The following is a 19,115-nucleotide window of genomic DNA, read 5'->3' on the forward strand; positions in this document are numbered from 1 at the left end:
TAAGGCTTACAAGACAAAGCCCTGCGTTTGCAGGGCTTTTTTATGGTTTTGTTAAAGCTGAATACGGCGATTATTCGTCGCTGCCGTCGGGCTTGCGGCTGCTCAGGCCGTACTCGCGCAGCTTGTTGGCAATCGCGGTGTGGGAGACGCCAAGGCGTTTCGCCAGCTTACGTGTACTTGGATAAGTGCGATAAAGCCGGGTTAACACCGAACGCTCGAAACGCTTGCTGATGTCGTCCAGCGAGCCGTTCAGCGCCTCTTCCCCCAGCGCCACTTCGGCATCAAAGTCAGGCAGAACCACGTCCTGCGGGCGCAGCTCGCCGCCTTCTAACTGGGTTAACGCCCGGTAAATGGCGTTTTTCAGTTGGCGAACGTTGCCCGGCCAGCCGTAGTGCGTGAGGTAATTGGCCAGTTGGGAAGAGAGTTTCGGACGCGGCATCCCCTGCTCGTCGGAGAAACGCGCCACGAACAGCTCGGTGAGCGGCATCACGTCGGCCTGACGTTCGCGCAGCGGCGGCAGCGTCACGGTGAGCACGTTGAGGCGATAATAGAGATCCTCGCGGAATTCGCCGCGCTGTACCAGCTCCACCAGATTCTTCTGGGTGGCGCACATCACGCGCACATCCACTTTCACCTCATGCTCTTCACCCACGCGACGGAAAGTGCCGTCATTCAGGAAGCGCAGCAGCTTGATCTGCATTCTTGGCGACATTTCGCCGATTTCATCCAGCAACACCGAGCCGCCGTTAGCCTGCTCGAAGAAGCCTTTTTTGCCTTCTACCGCGTTTGGGTAAGCCCCGGCGGCGTAGCCAAACAGCTCACTCTCCACCACTTCGTCCGGCAGCGAGGCGCAGTTCAAGCCGAGGAACGGCTTCTTGCCGCGCGCGCTGCGCAGATGGCAGGCGTGGGCCAGTAAATCCTTGCCGGTGCCGGTATCGCCGACAATCAGCAGCGGCGCATCGAGCATCGCCAGCTTGCGCGCCTGCTCCAACACCTGACGCATTTTGCTGCTCACCGCCACAATGTGGTCAAACTCGCTGTCATCGTTAACGGTTAAGTCTTGCAGCTGGCGGCCCATGCGCGCCGTGGATTTGAGCATCACCACCGCGCCGACCATTTCGCTGGCCTGCTGCTCGTCGTTTAGCTCAATCGGCGTCAGGTCCATCAGGAAATCCTGACTGCGGATCACCACTCGCTCGGAGTGCGGGCGGCTGGATTCACTCTCCAGCCAGCGGGTAATGTTATAGCCGGTGATCAGGCTGGCGGCGGGCTGTTGGCGAATTTTGTCTTCGTCCATTTCAAACAGCGCCAGCGCGGCCGGGTTGGCAAGATCAACCTTGCCTTTCATATCGATGGAGAACACCGGTTCTGGCATGGAAACCAGTAAGGCGCGCAGCGCACGGTGCTCGCGTTCGGAAGGCATGAATGCCACGGTGCGGACATCGGTGACGCCGTCGATGCGCCGGATCTCGGCCATCAGCGCACGGAAAGTGTCAAAATCCAGTTGGGAGAAATTAAGGTAAATACGACCACTGGCCGCAATCTCAATGCCGCGCAGATCAATGCTACGCAGAACCAATAAATCGAGTAACTCTCGGGCAAGACCCAAGCGGTCTTCGCAAAAAACTTCCAGACGCATCAGTGTTGACCTTTTTCTGCCGGTGCGGAAATCGCTGGTGAGAATAATACTCTCTCAAGTACAGCGGAAGAAGAGACTGTCACAAAATGTTGACAGAAAATTGTAATAATTAGCAGAAAAATCTTAGGACAAGACTCAATTATCTTCAATTTTTGAAAATATGTTCAAAAGCTGAGCAGTGCCGCCCTCGTACCATTGGCAAAAATTATCTGCTAACATCGGCTGCTGATTTCACCGTCTAAAATGGTTCCCGACTATGAAGTTCGTCTCCTTTAATATCAACGGATTGCGCGCACGTCCGCACCAACTTGCCGCCCTTATAGAGCAACATCAGCCAGACGTTATCGGCCTGCAAGAAACCAAAGTGCATGACGATATGTTCCCGCTGGAAGAGGTTAGCCAGCATGGCTATCACGTTTTCTATCATGGCCAGAAAGGTCATTACGGCGTGGCGATGCTCACCAAGCAGGAGCCGGTTGCCGTGCGCCGTGGCTTCCCGGGCGACGAAGAAGACGCCCAGCGCCGCATCATCATGGCGGATATCGAAACCCCGCAGGGCCTGCTGACCGTGATTAACGGCTACTTCCCGCAGGGTGAAAGTCGTGACCACCCGACCAAATTCCCCGCCAAAGCGCGTTTCTATCAGGATTTGCAGGACTACCTGACAAATCACCTGTCGGTGCAAAATCCGGTGCTGGTGATGGGCGATGTGAACATCAGCCCGACCGATTTGGATATCGGCATTGGCGAAGACAGCCGCAAACGCTGGCTGCGCACCGGCAAGTGCTCCTTCTTGCCAGAAGAGCGCGAGTGGATGGATCGCCTGAAAGGCTGGGGCTTGGTGGATACTTTCCGCTTCGCCAACCCAGAGGTGAACGATCGGTTCTCGTGGTTCGACTATCGCTCAAAAGGCTTTGACGAAAATCGCGGCCTGCGAATCGACCTGCTGTTAGCCAGCACCCCGCTGGCGGCGCGCTGCATCGCCACAGGCATCGATTACGACATTCGTGGGATGGAGAAGCCTTCCGACCACGCGCCGGTGTGGGCCGAATTCGACCTGAAATGACCGACCAGGCGGCTTTGCCGATAGTGGATGTGGTGGCGGCGATCATTGAGCGGGATGGCAACATTCTGCTGGCTCGCCGCGACGCCTCCAGCGATCAGGCAGGCCTGTGGGAGTTCCCCGGTGGCAAAGTTGAAGCCGGGGAAACTCAGCCGCAGGCGCTAGTTCGTGAGTTGCAGGAAGAGATGGCCATCGATGTACAGGTGGAAGCTTGGGTTGCCAGCCACGACACTCTCCAGACGGCGCGAGTCATTCGCCTGCACGCGTGGCGAGTTTCAGCCTTCCAAGGTGACATTACGTTACGTTGTCACTCGGAATATGTTTGGGTGACGCCGCAACAGGCGTTTAGCTACGCGCTGGCCCCGCCCGATGTCCCCTTGCTGGAAGCCTACTGCGCCACGCTTTAAGGCTAAGTTTATAGAGACTCTGTTCATAAAGACTCAGGGCGCCCTCTCGGCGCCCTTTTGCTATTCACTGATCACTTGCAGAACGGCTGGCGTTACTTCTTCATCCGTTCCCATTTCAAATCGTTAGTGCCCACCACCTGCGGGTCGCGCACGCACTGCAATACAATGCTGTCTGCTGTTACCACCGCCCCTTCGGTGTAGCTTTTGTTATTGTAAATGCAGCAGTTATGACAGGTCGGCGCGCTGTTTTGATTGGCATTGGCGCTGTTCTCCCACACCTGCGGCGGCAGGGGTACCACGATATCTGCACCATTGCCGATGCCAGGACGATTGGCCATCGCGGGCGCGGCCAGCAGCAGCGAACTGCCCAACACGGCCATTATCAGTTTATTCATCATGGGTCGCTTCCTTACCTTTTGGCGGTGCCTTACGGCGTTTAGGGGCGCTCTTCGCGCCTTTGGCACCTGTCGCCGCCTTGCCCGTTCCCGCCGGTTTGGACGGAATACTGCGAAACGCCGAGGATACCCTTGTGGTTTTCGCCTGAATAATCAGGTTCTGTAAGGTCGCCACCAGAGGTTGCATAAAGTCCTGGTAGCGGCAATTTTTCTCACTGATGCGAGTCAGCGTCGACTCCCAGTCGGCGGTCATATCCGGGCGTCCGGCGATGTCCGGCAGCGAGTGGATCAGCGCCCGGCCAGTGTCGCTAGAGTGAATATAGCGCCCCTTCTTGTAGAGAAACTCGCGGCGGAACAGCAGCTCGATAATCCCCGCGCGGGTGGCTTCAGTGCCCAAGCCGTCGGTAGCGCGCAGGATTTTCTTCAATGCCTTGTCCTGCACGAAACGGGCGATCCCGGTCATGGCCGAGAGCAGCGTGGCGTCGGTAAAAGGCCGTGGCGGCTGGGTTTGCCGCTCGACCACTTCACCCCGTTCGCACAATAGCTCATCGCCCTTGGCGACCACTGGCAGCGGCGTGCCCTCGTTCTCTTCATCACGCTCTTTGCTGCCCAACAGGGTGCGCCAGCCCGCTTCGGCCAGAAAACGCGCCTTGGCAATGAACTTGCCGCCGGCGATATCCAAATCAATCACGCATTTGCGGAATACGGCGTCCGGGCAGAACTGCATCAAGTATTGCCGCGCCACCAAATTATAGATTTTCTGCTCGTCGTCGGTGAGATTCACCTTGCTGCTGCGCGCCGTCGGAATAATCGCGTGGTGAGCATCGACCTTTTTGTCATCCCAGCAGCGATTGCGTTTGTCGACATCTACCACCGGCTGCGGCAGTAAATCGGGTTGGTGGATACTGATGGCGTTGAGTACCGCGTGTCGTCCGGCAAAATGCTCTTCAGGCAGGTATCGGCTATCCGAGCGCGGATACGTAATCAATTTGTGCGTTTCGTACAGCCGCTGGCAAATATCGAGGATTTGCTGGGCGCTGAGACCAAAGGCTTTCGAACCCTCAATCTGTAATGAGGAAAGAGAAAATGGCAGCGGCGCGGTGTCGTTTTCGCGCTTATCGTTGTACCCGGTGACCAGTGCGGGCTGGCCCGCAATTCGCGCCACCACGTGGTCGGCCAGCGGGCGGTGCAGCAGGCGGCCCTCTTCATCCTGATAAGGCTCGCAGGACTCGCTCGGCTGCCACAGCGCCACAAAACGCTCATCCAGCGGCGTCACGATGTGGGCTTTGACTTCGAAATAATCTTTGGGAACGAAGTTCTCAATCTCTTCGTCGCGGCGAACCACCAGCCCGAGTACCGGCGTCTGCACCCGTCCGACGGAGAGCACGCCGTTATAGCCCGCGTTGCGCCCCAAAATGGTATAGGCGCGGGTCATATTGATGCCGTAAAGCCAGTCGGCGCGGGAGCGCGCCAAAGCCGAGACGCAGAGCGGAATAAAGTCGCGATTATCGCGCAGGCGCTCAACGGCGCGTTCGACGGCCTGTGGGTTGAGGTCGTTAATCAGGCAGCGTTGCACGCTTTGGCGTTTTTCCGGCGTCAGTTCGAGGTAGTCCAGCACCTCGTCCACCAGCAGTTGCCCTTCACGATCCGGGTCACCCGCGTGGATAACCTGAGTGGCTTCCAACAGCAGTTTTTTAATGACATTCAGCTGCTTAGCGACCGAAGAGCGCGGCTGAAGCTGCCATTTTTCGGGGATAATCGGCAAGTCGTTGAGGTTCCAGCGCGCATAGCGGCTGTCGTAGGCATCGGGCTGCGCCTGTTCCAACAAGTGGCCGACGCACCAGGTAACGACCTGATCGTTGCCGCAGGCGATAAAACCGTCGCCGCGACGATGAGGTTTTGGCAAAACGTCAGCGATAGCGCGAGCCAGGCTGGGCTTTTCGGCAATAAATAAACGCATCAGGCAGCATCCTTAACTGTCGGATTGGGTAAAACCGTTTTTATCGCCCTGAGTCTCATCGTCCATCCTTTGTTCACAGCATCGTTGGGGGTGCAGGTAGGACTATGTTAGCCGTTGGCGGAGGAATTGGTAAGTCACGAAGGGGTCGAGAGTAGAATGGTCGCTCACAAAGTCAGCGAAATACCGGTTTATCGGAATAATGCCCGCTAAACCGGCGAATTTCAGAGCAGCGAATGGCGGTTTATCTGCCACTGAAGCTCATTACAGATAAGAGACGAAAGCGCTGCTGTCGGCCGGGATCACCTGAGTACTGGACTTCAGCTGCGGCGTGCCAAGGTAGAGGAAGCCGACGATTTTGTCGGTTGGTCCACATTTGAACGCGGCGCGAACGTCTGGGTGATCGGTCCACGCGCCGGTGCGCCAGATGCCGTTAAAGCCCTGAGCCAGCGCGGCCATTTGCATCGCCTGCACCGCACAGCCGGCAGAAACCACCTGCTCCCACTCTGGCACTTTGGCGCTCTCTTTGCAGTTGGCGATAATGGTGATGATTTGCGGCGCACGCAGCGGTGCCTGAGTAGCCTTTTCAATCGCCTTCTCATCGGCACCGTCTTTGATGGCGGCGGCGCGCAGCAGTTCGCTAAAGCGCGTCAGGCCGTCGTTTTCGGCGATAACAAACTTCCACGGCTGCAAGGCTCCGTGGTCAGGGGCGCGCATACCCGCATTAATGATGTTTTGCAGTGCCTCGCCCGCCGGGGCTGGAGCCGCCAAGCGTGAAGCCGAACGGCGATTCAACAATAAGTCTAGAGCGTCCATTTAAATCTCCCTAAGCGCTTTTGATAATGATAGGCATTTACCTAACGTTAACATAAGCAGTCAGCCTTTTGCTAACCACAGATTTCGTCATAGCACCGCGTGATTACTGCCCCTTTGCCAAATTCTGACATGATTTAAAGCTGACATTTCTCCGGCGGGTCATTAGGATAGCGATACTTTTCCCGTCTTGTTGGAGAGACCATGCGCACATTGTGGCGAATAATCGCCGGTTTTTTTAAGTGGACCTGGCGTCTTCTTAATTTCGTCAGAGAGTTCATCCTCAACGTATTCCTCATCCTGCTCATTTTGCTGTGTGTCGGAGTCTATTTCTCATTCCAATCCAAACCTGCGGATACCACCACTAAGGGTGCCCTGCTGGTTGATTTAAGCGGAACCGTGGTGGATAAGCCGTCGGTGAACAACAAGGTTCGCCAGTGGGGACGCGAGCTGCTGGGTACTTCCAGCAACCGCCTACAGGAAAACTCACTGTTTGATTTGGTCGACACCATTCGTCAGGCCAAAGATGACAAAAACATCACCGGCATGGTGCTGCAACTGAGTGATTTCACCGGCACTGACCAAACGTCGCTGAACTACATCGGTAAAGCCCTGCGCGAATTCCGCGACAGCGGCAAGCCGATTTACGCCATCAATGATAGCTATGACCAGTCGCAATACTATCTGGCGAGTTATGCCAACAAGATCTACCTGTCGCCACAGGGCGCGGTGGATTTACACGGTTTCGCCACCAATAACCTCTATTACAAGTCACTGCTCGACAAACTGAAGGTCACCACCAATATCTTCCGCGTGGGGACCTACAAGTCGGCGGTTGAGCCGTTGATTCGCGATGACATGTCCCCTGCCGCGCGTGAAGCCGACAGCCGTTGGATTGGCGCACTGTGGAACAACTACCTCAATACCGTGTCGGCTAACCGCCAAATCACCCCTGAGCAGCTGTTCCCTGGCGCGGCTGGCGTTCTGGCCGGTATGCAGCAGACCGGCGGCGATATGGCGCAATACGCGCTGAAAGCTAAGCTGGTTGATACTCTGGCTTCGCGCAATGAAGCGGATAACGACATGGTGAAAGCCTTTGGCTGGAACAAGCAGGCCAAAGACTTTAACTACACCAGCATCTACGACTACTCCACCAAGTCGAAGCCGGATAATAACGATCCGCAAATCGCGGTTATCTTCGCTAACGGCGCAATTAACGACGGTGAAGAGCAAGCCGGTGCAGTGGGTGGCGACACCACCGCCCAGCAAATTCGCGATGCGCGCCTTGATCCAAAAATCAAAGCTATCGTGTTCCGCGTAAACAGCCCGGGCGGCAGCGTCAGCGCCTCTGAAGTGATCCGCTCTGAACTGGCAGCAGCGCGCGCGGCGGGCAAACCTGTAGTGGTTTCCATGGGTGGCATGGCGGCATCGGGAGGCTACTGGATCTCAACGCCAGCGAACTACATTATTGCCAGCCCAAGCACGCTGACCGGCTCGATCGGTATTTTCGGGGTAATTAACACCTACCAAAATACCCTCGACAACTTTGGCGTGCATACCGACGGCGTGGCGACATCGCCGCTGGCCGACGTTGCCGCGACCAAAGCCCTGCCGCCGGAGTTCTCGCAGATGATGCAGTTGAACATCGAGAACGGCTACAAAACCTTCATCGGTTTAGTGGCAAAAGCGCGTAATAAAACCCCTGAGCAGATCGACCAGATTGCCCAAGGCCACGTCTGGATTGGTTCTGATGCCAAAAATGACGGTCTGGTGGACCAACTGGGTGATTTCGATGACGCCGTGAAGAAAGCCGCCGAGCTGGCGAAACTGCCAAAATGGCAGCTGAACTGGTACGTCAACGAGCCAAGCTTCACCGATCTGGTGTTTTCACAGGTGAGCGCCTCGGCGCACGCCATGCTGCCAGCGGCGGTTCAGGCTTACCTGCCTGCGCCGGTGACCAAAATGGCGCTGGAGTTGAAATCTCAGGCTGATTTGTTCAATAACATGAACGATCCGCAAAACCGCTACGCGCTGTGCCTGACCTGCGGCGACGTGAAATAAGTTTCACCTCGCCCTGCCAAAAGCCCGTGCTTAACCGCCGGGCTTTTTTATTTTTGAGACAAACACCTTGTTGCCCTTATACTTCCAGCCATCGCAGTTTGTATTTCTGAAAAGCTCTATATTCCGAAAGCAATCTTTCTAAAAAACAAAGAATCCAGTCATGACCAAAAAATCAATTTATGTCGCCTACACCGGCGGTACCATCGGTATGCAACGCTCTGAAAACGGCTATATCCCGGTCTCCGGCCACCTGCAGCGCCAGCTGGCGCTGATGCCTGAGTTCCACCGCCCGGAGATGCCTGAGTTCACTATTCAAGAATACGCACCGCTGATGGACTCCTCCGACATGACGCCGGAAGACTGGCAGCACATCGCCGACGATATTCTGGCCCATTACGATGAGTACGACGGGTTTGTTATCCTGCACGGCACGGATACCATGGCGTTCACCGCCTCGGCGCTCTCCTTTATGCTGGAGAACCTCGGCAAGCCGGTCATTGTGACAGGGTCACAAATCCCGCTGGAGGCTCTGCGCTCTGACGGGCAAATTAACCTGCTGAATTCGCTCTATATTGCGGCGAACCATCCGGTGAACGAAGTCTCGCTGTTCTTCAACAATCGCCTCTATCGCGGCAACCGCAGCACCAAGGCCCATGCCGACGGCTTCGACGCCTTTGCGTCGCCAAATCTTGCGCCGCTGCTGGAGGCCGGGATCCACATTCGCCGTCTGTCTACGCCTTCTATCCCGCCCGCCACTGGCCCGCTGAAGGTGCATGACATCACACCACAGCCGATTGGCGTGGTGACGATTTATCCGGGGATCTCTGCCGAAGTGGTAGAAAACTTCCTGATGCAGCCGGTTAAGGCCTTGATCCTGCGCTCCTACGGCGTGGGCAATGCGCCGCAGAAAGGCGACCTGCTGAAAGTGCTGAAAGACGCCTCCGAGCGCGGCATCGTGGTGGTTAACCTCACCCAGTGTATCTCCGGCCGTGTGGATATGGGTGGCTATGCCACCGGCAACGCGCTGGCGCACTCCGGCGTGATCAGCGGCTTTGATATGACCGTGGAAGCCACGCTAACCAAACTGCATTACTTGCTGAGCCAGCCGCTGTCGGCTGAGGAAATCCGTGTCTTGATGCAGCAAAACCTGCGCGGTGAACTGACCGAATAACAGGAGCGCCCGATGAAATCCGCATTATTGTTGATCGACCTGCAAAATGATTTCTGCCCCGGCGGCGCGCTGGCGGTGCAGGAAGGCGATGCCACGATTAGCGTGGCGAATCAGGCTATTGAGACCTGTAAGTCACAGGGCATTGCCGTGGTGGCGTCGCAGGACTGGCACCCGCAGGCCCACGGCAGCTTTGCCGTAAACGCCAATGAAGAGCCGTGGACGCTGGGCGAACTCGACGGCCTGCCGCAGGTGTGGTGGCCGGTACACTGCGTCCAGGGCCAGCGCGGCGCGGAATTCCACCCGCAGCTTGATAGCCAGCAATTCGATCACGTGGTGCGCAAAGGTCAAAACGTCGCTATCGATAGCTATAGCGCGTTTTTCGATAATGCTCATCGCGCCGCCACCGGATTACACCAATGGTTGCAAGAAAAGCAGGTGCAACGCCTGATTGTCATGGGACTAGCGACGGATTACTGCGTCAAGTTTACCGTGCTGGACGCGCTAGAGCTGGGGTATAAGGTTGAGTTGCTGGTCGAAGGCTGCCGAGGGGTGAATCTTAACCCGCAGGACAGCCAGCAGGCGATTGATGAGATGCAGCAGGCCGGGGCTGAGCTTACTACCCTCGCTGATCTGAGCTAATACCTCTGACCACCAGATATGACAAAGGGCGCATTAGCGCCCTTTTCTTATTGCTCATAGTGCTGCGCGCTTATTCCGGTTTGATGCGGATTAAGGCTTCCTGAGCAAACTGCTGCTTCAGCTCCTGCTTGCTCTTGGTGACGATTTGGCCGTCAGTGCCAATGCTCATGTGCTGGGCATTGGTGTTGTGGCGGGCCTGATAGAGCATCACCATTTGCAGACTGTTCTCTTTCTGCTCCGGCGTCAGCTTCACGCCGTCCGGCCACTTCCCCAATTCCACGGCTTGCGCCAGTCGCTGGTAAATCTCCGGCGTCATCACGCCGACCAAATCATTAATTTCCATCAACCGCTCTCTCGTCTTGGCTAATTATTCATCGGGTGGTGAATAATGGCTGAATCGATTTTGTCGTTTAAATTACACCCCAACTTTAGCAGGTGTTTATCCCACCATTTAGCCCGCTGTTTTGTCGCCGTTTTCACCATCGATAAAGCTCATCGAGGCCGAGTTTACACAGTAACGGTCACCGGTTGGCTCTGGGCCGTCTGGGAAAACGTGCCCCAAATGGGCGTCACAGTTGGAGCAGCGGATTTCCACCCTTTCCATATTGTGAGAATTATCAGTCAGATACGTGATTGCGTCGTGGGTCACTGGCTGATAGAAACTCGGCCAGCCGCAGCCGGAGTCATATTTGGTATCGGAGTAGAAAAGCGGCGAATTGCACACCAGACAGTGATAGATCCCATCACGTTTATTGTGCAGTAATTTACCGGTATACGGGCGTTCGGTACCGCGCTCTTGCGTCACATAATGCTGGATTTCAGTGAGTTGTACTGAAGAAGATGGATCTTTGGATTCATTGGCCATGGTTGTCATTCTCTGCCAGATAGGAAAATCAACTAAAATAACAGCTTATTATAACAATAAATTAACAACGAGTCTGCACGTTTTGGCTTAAACTGTATGCCATCGGCGTTGGGCCAAAGGGCAATGTGATACAGATCACATATTTGTACTCGATGCACTTTATATTCGGCGAAATGGCCCCCATGTCTTTTCTAGCCGATTAGAAAACGGAATGTGCAATATCCGAGCAAAAGTGAGTCTCAGCTTTGACTTACAGCAAGTATTGACACGATTCCGCTTGACGCTTAGGAAGGTTTTTGTAATTTTACAACCAACCTTTTATTCACTAAATAATAGCTGGTGGAATATATGACTATCAAAGTAGGTATCAACGGTTTTGGCCGTATCGGTCGCATTGTTTTTCGTGCTGCTCAAGAACGTTCTGACATCGAGATCGTAGCAATCAACGATCTGTTAGACGCTGACTACATGGCATACATGCTGAAGTACGACTCAACCCACGGCCGTTTCGACGGTACCGTTGAAGTTAAAGACGGTCATCTGGTTGTAAATGGCAAAACCATCCGTGTTACTGCTGAGCGTGATCCAGCTAACCTGAAATGGAACGAAGTTAACGTTGACGTTGTTGCTGAAGCAACCGGTCTGTTCCTGACCGACGAAACTGCACGTAAACACATCGCAGCTGGCGCTAAGAAAGTTGTTCTGACTGGTCCATCTAAAGATGACACCCCAATGTTCGTTATGGGCGTTAACCATAAAGAATACGCAGGTCAGGAAATCGTTTCTAACGCTTCTTGTACTACTAACTGCCTGGCACCACTGGCTAAAGTTATCAACGACAAGTTCGGTATCGTTGAAGCGCTGATGACCACTGTTCACGCAACTACCGCTACTCAGAAAACCGTTGATGGCCCGTCTCACAAAGACTGGCGCGGCGGCCGCGGCGCATCTCAGAACATCATCCCTTCTTCTACCGGTGCAGCTAAAGCTGTAGGTAAAGTTATCCCTGCTCTGAACGGCAAACTGACTGGTATGGCGTTCCGCGTTCCAACCACCAACGTTTCTGTTGTTGACCTGACTGCACGTCTGGAAAAACCAGCTTCTTACAAAGAAATTTGTGAAGCGATCAAAGCCGCTGCTGAAGGCGAGCTGAAAGGCGTTCTGGGCTACACCGAAGATGAAGTGGTTTCTACCGATTTCAACGGCGAAAAACTGACTTCAGTATTCGATGCTAAAGCAGGTATCGCTCTGAACGACAACTTTGTGAAACTGGTTTCTTGGTACGATAACGAAACTGGCTACTCAAACAAAGTTCTGGACCTGATTTCTCATATCTCCAAATAATTGGCTGATGTGAAGAAATGATTGAAGGGCGACGCTAAGTCGCCCTTTTGCTTTCTGCCGATCAAGGATTCAACTCATGACCGCAAAACTCTTTACTCTACCCGTCTTAAAACAAATCACGCCGGCAATCAGCCAGCGTCAGATTGATGAATTACCGGTTCTGGTTATCACCCATCCTAAATTACGCGCAGCCATCACCTTACAAGGTGCTCATTTGGTGGCGTGGCAGCCTGAAGGCGAAGAACCTATTATCTGGCTGAGCAAAGAAACCGCGTTCAAGCCTGGCGTGGCTATTCGCGGCGGCGTGCCAATCTGCTGGCCTTGGTTCGGCCCGGCGGGTAAACCTTCGCACGGCTTTGCGCGCAATTTGGCGTGGGAACTGACTTCTCATATTGAAAATGAGCAAGGCGTCGAGCTGGCTCTGACGTTGAAAGACAGCGCAGAAACCCGCGAACTCTGGCCACACGAGTTCCAGCTGACCGCCAAATTTACCCTCGGCGAGACCTGTCACATTGAGCTGGAGTCCACCGGTGATTTTGAAACCACCAGCGCCCTGCACGCCTACTTCAACATTGGCGACATCGACAAAGTAAAAGTGACCGGCCTCGGCCAGCCTTTCATTGACAAAGTGAATGGCGGGAAAGAATCTGAGATGCAAGGCGATTTGACCTTCAACGGCCAGGTTGACCGCATCTTCACCCAGCCAGAGGCCACCAGCCTGATCGTGGATTCAGCATTCAACCGCACGCTGGTGGTAGAACATCACCACAATAGCGACGTGATTGCCTGGAACCCGGGTGTGGAATTGTCCACCAGCATGAAAGATATGGCGGATGACAGCTACAAGACCATGGTGTGTGTGGAAACCGGCTGCGTCACGCAGGCGCAGAAGAGCACCGCGTCTAAACCAGCCAAACTGGCTGTAACTATTAGTAAAAAATAGTGCCCTGACTTTTTGTCGCACTGCAGATGTGCAAATGGGGCGAATCGCCCCATTTTGTAGCAAACTACGCCCCATTTTGGGGCGTGTCTGTTTTTAGAAGCTGTAAGTCACGCCAGTCCACAACATCCCGGAGTAAGATTTATCCACCATCGGGCTATCTTTAACTTCGCTATCCAGACGGATGTAACGGCCCATGAAGAAGGCCTGCCAGTCTTTGTTGAAGTTATATTTGGCAGACAACTCCAAATACGGGCTGAAGCTGTCATCCGGCGAGTAGCTGCTCAGGCCGCTACGGCGTGATTCGTTGCTGTTAATACCGTAGTAGTATTGGTTTTCGTTACTGCTGCTCCACTGCACACCAATACCCGGTACCAGCGCCCAATTGTCCTGGTGGAAGGTGTAGAGGTAAGCCAGATCAGCCACCATGCCATCACTGTTATCCAGCACGTCGCCGTTGAAGGTGGTACGGATAGTACCCCAGTCTTCGATATGTGAATAAGCCAGACCCGCCATCAATGTCCCACGGCGTTTATCTAAACGCTTCATCTGGGAATCATCAGAATCGTCAGGCTTAAAGCCGAACGGAATGTAAGTCGCGGTCAGGCTGAATTTGTTCTGATCGTCTTTCCACAGGTAATAACCGGCAGTCAGCGTGTGGAAATAAAAATCATCGCCTTCATAACTGATGATCGGAACTGGGAGAACTTTAGTGTCATACCCTTTATACGGATTTACGTCGACTAATGCTGATGCACCCAGCGACCATGTCCCCGCCGCAGCGGCGTGGCTAAACAGGACGGCTGCGGTTGCGATGGACAATGTTTTGAAATGCGAAATTTTCATTGTTATTAATTCCCTTAATTTAAAAACCGCCAGTAGTGTAAGCGAAGAATAATCGCTTCGCTTAGCATTTACAGTTGTCGTGAATAACTTACGCAGAAAAACCAAGGCGATCGCATAATTTATATGCAAAGTATGAAATAAAAATGACTAAACGCGAGGCATTACCCGCGCAGCCCACGTCCTACAAGGCTTCAAAGTAGAATGCCCTGAAGTGAGTCATTGATATGTCTTAAAAAATGGGATCTGAGGAGAGGAAATTTTTGTAATGCCAAACTACGCTTATTTATAGATGAAAGACTTCATCTGAGGCACTTCCCGACCCGCTGGTTCACGGCAGTCGCAATAATTTAAATCTGTTCGTGTGAAAAATGGGTTTCTGCAAGTTGGCATAAGGGTTGCTGCACTGAGATGGAGAGCTTTTTTCCGGGAGCTGTTTTTGATTTCCAACGCTCTCATTAACCTGTGCTATATCCAACGTCATTGAAGTCTCGGTTTCAATTGCCGCGGATAAATTAACGAAGGACGGGCAACGTATGAACATATTTGACCATTATCGCCAGCGTTATGAAGCTGCCAAGGACGAAGAGTTCACACTTCAGGAATTCCTTACCATTGCGAAGCAAGACAAAAGTGCTTACGTCAATGCCGCGGAACGCCTGTTGATGGCGATCGGTGAACCAGTGATGGTAGACACCGCGCTAGAACCACGCCTGTCGCGTTTATTCTCCAACCGGGTTGTTGCTCGTTACCCCGCGTTCGAAGAGTTTTACGGTATGGAAGAAGCTATCGAACAGATCGTTTCCTACCTAAAACATGCCGCTCAAGGTTTGGAAGAAAAGAAACAAATCCTCTATTTATTAGGCCCGGTGGGGGGTGGTAAATCCTCCCTCGCAGAACGGCTGAAAGCGCTGATGCAGCGCGTGCCTATCTACGTTCTGAGTGCCAACGGCGAGCGCAGCCCGGTGAATGATCACCCGCTGTGCCTGTTCAATCCGCAAGAAGATGCGACCATTCTTGAAAAAGAATACAACATCCCGACTCGCTATCTCGGCACCATCATGTCGCCGTGGGCCGCCAAACGCCTGCACGAATTCGGCGGTGATATCACCAAATTCAGAGTGGTCAAAGTCTGGCCATCCATTCTCGAACAAATTGCTATCGCCAAAACTGAACCTGGCGATGAGAACAACCAGGACATCTCCGCGCTGGTGGGTAAAGTGGACATCCGTAAGCTGGAAAACCACGCGCAAAACGACCCCGACGCCTATGGCTATTCCGGTGCTTTGTGCCGCGCTAACCAGGGTGTGATGGAATTCGTAGAGATGTTCAAAGCGCCAATCAAAGTGCTGCACCCGTTACTGACTGCCACGCAGGAAGGTAACTATAACGGCACCGAAGGCATCTCCGCCCTGCCGTTCAACGGCATCATTTTGGCTCACTCCAACGAGTCAGAATGGGTGACATTCCGCAACAATAAGAACAATGAGGCGTTCCTCGACCGCGTTTATATTGTCAAAGTACCTTATTGCCTACGGGTATCCGAAGAGATCAAGATTTACGACAAGCTGTTGAGCAACAGTGAGCTGGTGCACGCCCCTTGCGCGCCGGGAACGCTGGAAACGCTGGCGCGCTTCTCGATTCTGTCTCGCCTGAAAGTGCCTGAAAACTCGAGCAGTTACTCGAAAATGCGCGTCTATGATGGTGAAAGCCTGAAAGATACCGACCCGAAAGCCAAGTCTTATCAGGAATACCGTGACTACGCCGGTGTGGATGAAGGGATGAACGGCCTGTCGACACGCTTTGCGTTTAAAATCCTGTCGCGCGTCTTTAACTTCGACCACGCGGAAGTCGCCGCTAACCCTGTCCACCTGTTCTATGTCCTTGAGCAGCAGATTGAGCGCGAGCAGTTCCCGCAGGACGTGGCCGAGAAATACCTTGAGCACCTGAAAGGCTACCTGATCCCGAAATACGCTGAGTTTATCGGCAAAGAGATACAGACGGCTTACCTTGAGTCCTACTCGGAATACGGACAGAACATTTTCGACCGTTATGTCACCTATGCCGACTTCTGGATCCAAGATCAGGAGTATCGCGACCCGGATACCGGCCAACTGTTTGACCGCGAGTCACTGAATGCCGAACTGGAGAAAATCGAAAAACCAGCCGGGATCAGTAACCCGAAAGACTTCCGTAACGAGATAGTCAACTTCGTGTTGCGCGCCAGAGCACAGAACAGCGGCCGTAATCCGAACTGGACCAGCTACGAGAAACTGCGCACGGTTATCGAGAAAAAAATGTTCTCGAATACTGAGGAATTACTGCCGGTTATCTCATTCAATGCCAAAACGTCGACCGATGAACAGAAAAAACACGATGACTTTGTCGACCGAATGATGGAGAAAGGATATACACGCAAGCAGGTTCGCCTGTTGTGTGAATGGTATCTGCGCGTGAGAAAATCTTCGTAACAGAGGATCGTTGGCAACGTCGTTTGGGGGAAATATGACGTACTTTATTGACCGTCGACTGAATGGCAAGAATAAAAGCGCGGTTAACCGCCAGCGCTTTTTACGCCGCTATAAGTCGCAAATCAAACAGTCGATTGCCGAGGCCATCAACAAGCGTTCGGTTACCGACGTAAACAGCGGGGAGTCCGTTTCGATCCCCAATGAAGATATCAACGAGCCTATGTTTCATCAGGGTCGCGGCGGCTTGCGCCACCGCGTTCACCCCGGCAACGATCACTTTGTGCAGAATGACCGCATCGAACGACCGCAAGGGGGCGGTGGCGGCGGCAGCGGCCAAGGTGACGCCAGCAAGGACGGTGAAGGCCAGGATGAGTTCTCCTTCCAGATTTCGAAAGACGAGTATCTTGACCTGTTGTTCGAAGACTTAGCCCTGCCGAATTTGCAGAAAAACCAGTTCCGGCAGATGACCGAGTACAAAACGCACCGCGCGGGTTTTACCTCAAACGGTGTCCCGGCCAATATCAGTGTTGTTCGCTCTTTGCAGAACTCCCTCGCCCGCCGCACGGCGATGACCGCAGGGAAAAAACGGGAGTTGCGCGAGCTGGAGTCCACGCTGACGGAAGTCGAAAACAGCGAGCCCGCGCAACTGTTAGAAGAAGAACGGCTGCGCAAGGAGATTGCGGAGCTACGGCAGAAAATCGCCAGAACGCCGTTCATCGATACCTTTGATTTACGCTACAAGAACTACGAGCGGCGCCCTGAGCCTTCCAGCCAGGCGGTGATGTTCTGCTTGATGGACGTCTCCGGCTCCATGGATCAGGCGACCAAAGATATGGCCAAGCGTTTCTATATTCTGCTCTATCTGTTCCTGAGCAGAACCTATAAAAACGTCGATGTAGTCTATATCCGCCACCATACTCAGGCCAAAGAAGTGGATGAACAGGAGTTTTTCTACTCGCAGGAGACTGGCGGGACTATTGTATCCAGCGCGTTGAAGTTAATGGACGAAGTTATTCAGGAGCGTTACGACCCGGCGGCGTGGAATATTTACGCAGCGCAGGCGTCTGACGGCGATAACTGGGCCGATGACTCACCGCTGTGCCACCAAATATTGGCACAGAAGCTGCTACCTATGGTGCGTTATTATAGTTATATCGAGATAACCCGGCGGGCTCATCAAACGCTGTGGCGCGAATATGAAGTATTGCAGCAGAAGTTTGGTAATTTCGCCATGCAACATATTCGCGAGCCGGAGGATATTTACCCGGTATTCCGCGAGCTGTTCCATAAGCAAGTTCAAGAAAATTAAGCGCGTTATACTTAAGCTGCCTAATAAAACGGCCAGTTAATTGATTTAACTGGCCGTTTTCTATTTCGCCTAACCGTTAAAAAATATAATGACTTAACTGATACTTGGCAGAATAATAGCGGCCAAAATGCCAATCATCACCAACCATTTCAACGAATAATAGGTTTTACGGCTACGCGCTTTTAAGGCCTGCCCGCCGTTACGCAATGCATAGACATACTTGAATATCTTATTAATAAAACCGGTGCGGTCCTGCTCATCGTTAGGCGAACTGGCGGCTGACATCAGCGTGCTGCCAACCCAATGGTTAACGCGCTGCGCCCACGGCCACTTCATTTTGCGCTCTACGTCGCAGAAAAGAATAATGCGCGTTTCGTCAGTCTTGTTTTCCGCCCAGTGAACAAAGGTTTCATCGAAAATCACCGGTTGGCCGTCGCGCCAGCTGTGCTTGATGCCGTCCACCTCGATAAAGCAGCGGTCATCATTTGGCGTCATCAGGCCAAGGTGATAACGCACGGAACCGGCATAGGGGTCACGGTGTTTACCCAAATAGCTGCCCGACGGCAACTCGGCGAACATCGCGGCTTTAACAGAAGGAATGCTGTTTAACAGTTCCACCGTCTTCGGGCAGAGGTTTTCCGCCGACGGATGGCTGTCGCCGTACCACTTCAAATAGAAGCGTTTCCAGCCGCGTTTAAAGAAAGTATTAAAGCCTGCGTCGTTATTGGTCTGTGCTGCTTTAATATGGTCTTGCAGGCGCACGGCCTCATCACGAATAGTTTGCCAGTTATCGGTTAAACGCTGTAATTCCGGGAAATCTTCCGCCGGGAAATAAGGTTTCGATGGCAGTGCAGAAAAGCCGGTCATAAACATATTTACCGGCCCCATAAAAGTCGAGTGATCGAGTAGTTGGCGCGAAAACTTCTGTTTAACCTTGCCGCGCGAATGCGCATAAATAAAGCTAATCACAAAAATGGTAAGAATAATAATGGCCGTCATAGGGTCCATCCTCTACGAATTATAAATATGACCATATTATAAATCAGATTTATTCTAAATTTGTAGTTACAATTTTATGCTATTTGTGCCTTTTAAGTACAGTTCCTAATGAGTTTAAACAGTAATTAAACCAGCTGTTGTTTTCTGAGATAAGCCGCACTCGCAATCAAATAAGCCTAGTTATTACATGGGTATTTTG

Annotated in this window: 17 protein-coding genes; 9 read left to right on the forward strand and 8 right to left on the reverse strand. The window is 53.1% G+C overall.

Translation table 11 applies throughout. The features are described from left to right. Positions 1-70: 70 nt before the first annotated feature. Positions 71-1,639, reverse strand: coding sequence for a transcriptional regulator TyrR (tyrR, locus tag V2154_RS10105; RefSeq protein WP_353502122.1), 1,569 nt, complete (start codon positions 1,637-1,639; stop codon positions 71-73). 256 nt (positions 1,640-1,895) lie between these two features. Here tyrR and xthA point away from each other — a divergent pair, with 256 nt between their 5' ends. Then, entirely contained in the window at positions 1,896-2,705 is an 810-nt protein-coding gene (xthA, locus tag V2154_RS10110; protein WP_353502123.1) for an exodeoxyribonuclease III, read from the forward strand. Further along, positions 2,702-3,109, forward strand: a complete 408-nt coding sequence (locus V2154_RS10115; protein WP_353502124.1) for a pyrimidine (deoxy)nucleoside triphosphate diphosphatase — start codon at positions 2,702-2,704, stop codon at positions 3,107-3,109. The genes xthA and V2154_RS10115 overlap by 4 nt, the downstream gene beginning before the upstream one ends. Positions 3,110-3,201: 92 nt before the next feature. On the opposite strand, the gene V2154_RS10120 is transcribed toward V2154_RS10115, so the two are convergent. The 3 genes from V2154_RS10120 to V2154_RS10130 all read right to left on the reverse strand — a co-directional run bounded on the left by V2154_RS10120 (position 3,202) and on the right by V2154_RS10130 (position 6,277). Continuing rightward, complete coding sequence (locus tag V2154_RS10120) at positions 3,202-3,507, reverse strand: DUF1496 domain-containing protein (RefSeq protein ID WP_353502125.1); 306 nt, start codon at positions 3,505-3,507, stop codon at positions 3,202-3,204. Continuing rightward, complete coding sequence (locus tag V2154_RS10125) at positions 3,497-5,464, reverse strand: DNA topoisomerase III (RefSeq protein ID WP_353502126.1); 1,968 nt, start codon at positions 5,462-5,464, stop codon at positions 3,497-3,499. The genes V2154_RS10120 and V2154_RS10125 overlap by 11 nt, the downstream gene beginning before the upstream one ends. Positions 5,465-5,725: 261 nt before the next feature. Beyond that, complete coding sequence (locus V2154_RS10130) at positions 5,726-6,277, reverse strand: NAD(P)H nitroreductase (protein ID WP_353502127.1); 552 nt, start codon at positions 6,275-6,277, stop codon at positions 5,726-5,728. A gap of 201 nt (positions 6,278-6,478) precedes the next feature. On the opposite strand from V2154_RS10130, the gene sppA reads away from it, so the two are divergent. The 3 genes from sppA to pncA all read left to right on the forward strand — a co-directional run bounded on the left by sppA (position 6,479) and on the right by pncA (position 10,145). Continuing rightward, on the forward strand, positions 6,479-8,335 hold the full coding sequence (gene sppA / locus V2154_RS10135) for a signal peptide peptidase SppA (protein ID WP_353502128.1): 1,857 nt from the start codon (positions 6,479-6,481) through the stop codon (positions 8,333-8,335). A gap of 160 nt (positions 8,336-8,495) precedes the next feature. After that, entirely contained in the window at positions 8,496-9,506 is a 1,011-nt protein-coding gene (gene ansA, locus V2154_RS10140) for an asparaginase (RefSeq protein WP_353502129.1), read from the forward strand. A gap of 12 nt (positions 9,507-9,518) precedes the next feature. Further along, the gene (gene pncA / locus V2154_RS10145; RefSeq protein WP_353502130.1) at positions 9,519-10,145 is read left to right on the forward strand and encodes a bifunctional nicotinamidase/pyrazinamidase; all 627 of its coding nucleotides are present in this window, start codon (positions 9,519-9,521) and stop codon (positions 10,143-10,145) included. 70 nt (positions 10,146-10,215) lie between these two features. Here pncA and V2154_RS10150 read toward each other — a convergent pair whose 3' ends face one another. Together V2154_RS10150 and msrB are read right to left on the reverse strand one after the other, a co-directional pair. Further along, entirely contained in the window at positions 10,216-10,488 is a 273-nt protein-coding gene (locus V2154_RS10150) for a YeaC family protein (protein ID WP_353502131.1), read from the reverse strand. A gap of 108 nt (positions 10,489-10,596) precedes the next feature. Beyond that, on the reverse strand, positions 10,597-11,010 hold the full coding sequence (msrB, locus tag V2154_RS10155) for a peptide-methionine (R)-S-oxide reductase MsrB (protein WP_353502132.1): 414 nt from the start codon (positions 11,008-11,010) through the stop codon (positions 10,597-10,599). Between the two features lie 348 nt (positions 11,011-11,358). Here msrB and gapA point away from each other — a divergent pair, with 348 nt between their 5' ends. Next, the gene (gene gapA / locus V2154_RS10160; RefSeq protein ID WP_154147643.1) at positions 11,359-12,354 is read left to right on the forward strand and encodes a glyceraldehyde-3-phosphate dehydrogenase; all 996 of its coding nucleotides are present in this window, start codon (positions 11,359-11,361) and stop codon (positions 12,352-12,354) included. Between the two features lie 76 nt (positions 12,355-12,430). Then, positions 12,431-13,297 (forward strand): D-hexose-6-phosphate mutarotase, encoded by an 867-nt coding sequence (locus V2154_RS10165; RefSeq protein ID WP_353502133.1) that lies wholly within the window; start codon positions 12,431-12,433, stop codon positions 13,295-13,297. Between the two features lie 93 nt (positions 13,298-13,390). Here the strand turns inward: V2154_RS10165 and V2154_RS10170 are convergent, their stop codons facing one another. Further along, positions 13,391-14,140 (reverse strand): MipA/OmpV family protein, encoded by a 750-nt coding sequence (locus V2154_RS10170; RefSeq protein WP_353502134.1) that lies wholly within the window; start codon positions 14,138-14,140, stop codon positions 13,391-13,393. 533 nt (positions 14,141-14,673) lie between these two features. On the opposite strand from V2154_RS10170, the gene yeaG reads away from it, so the two are divergent. Beyond that, the gene (gene yeaG, locus V2154_RS10175) at positions 14,674-16,608 is read left to right on the forward strand and encodes a protein kinase YeaG (RefSeq protein WP_353502135.1); all 1,935 of its coding nucleotides are present in this window, start codon (positions 14,674-14,676) and stop codon (positions 16,606-16,608) included. A gap of 34 nt (positions 16,609-16,642) precedes the next feature. Continuing rightward, the gene (locus tag V2154_RS10180; protein WP_353502136.1) at positions 16,643-17,917 is read left to right on the forward strand and encodes a YeaH/YhbH family protein; all 1,275 of its coding nucleotides are present in this window, start codon (positions 16,643-16,645) and stop codon (positions 17,915-17,917) included. 93 nt (positions 17,918-18,010) lie between these two features. Here V2154_RS10180 and lpxO read toward each other — a convergent pair whose 3' ends face one another. Then, complete coding sequence (gene lpxO, locus V2154_RS10185) at positions 18,011-18,916, reverse strand: lipid A hydroxylase LpxO (RefSeq protein ID WP_353502137.1); 906 nt, start codon at positions 18,914-18,916, stop codon at positions 18,011-18,013. Positions 18,917-19,115: the final 199 nt, after the last annotated feature.

It is taken from the genome of Ewingella sp. CoE-038-23 (assembly GCF_040419245.1).
Taxonomy (GTDB): domain Bacteria; phylum Pseudomonadota; class Gammaproteobacteria; order Enterobacterales; family Enterobacteriaceae; genus Ewingella; species Ewingella allii.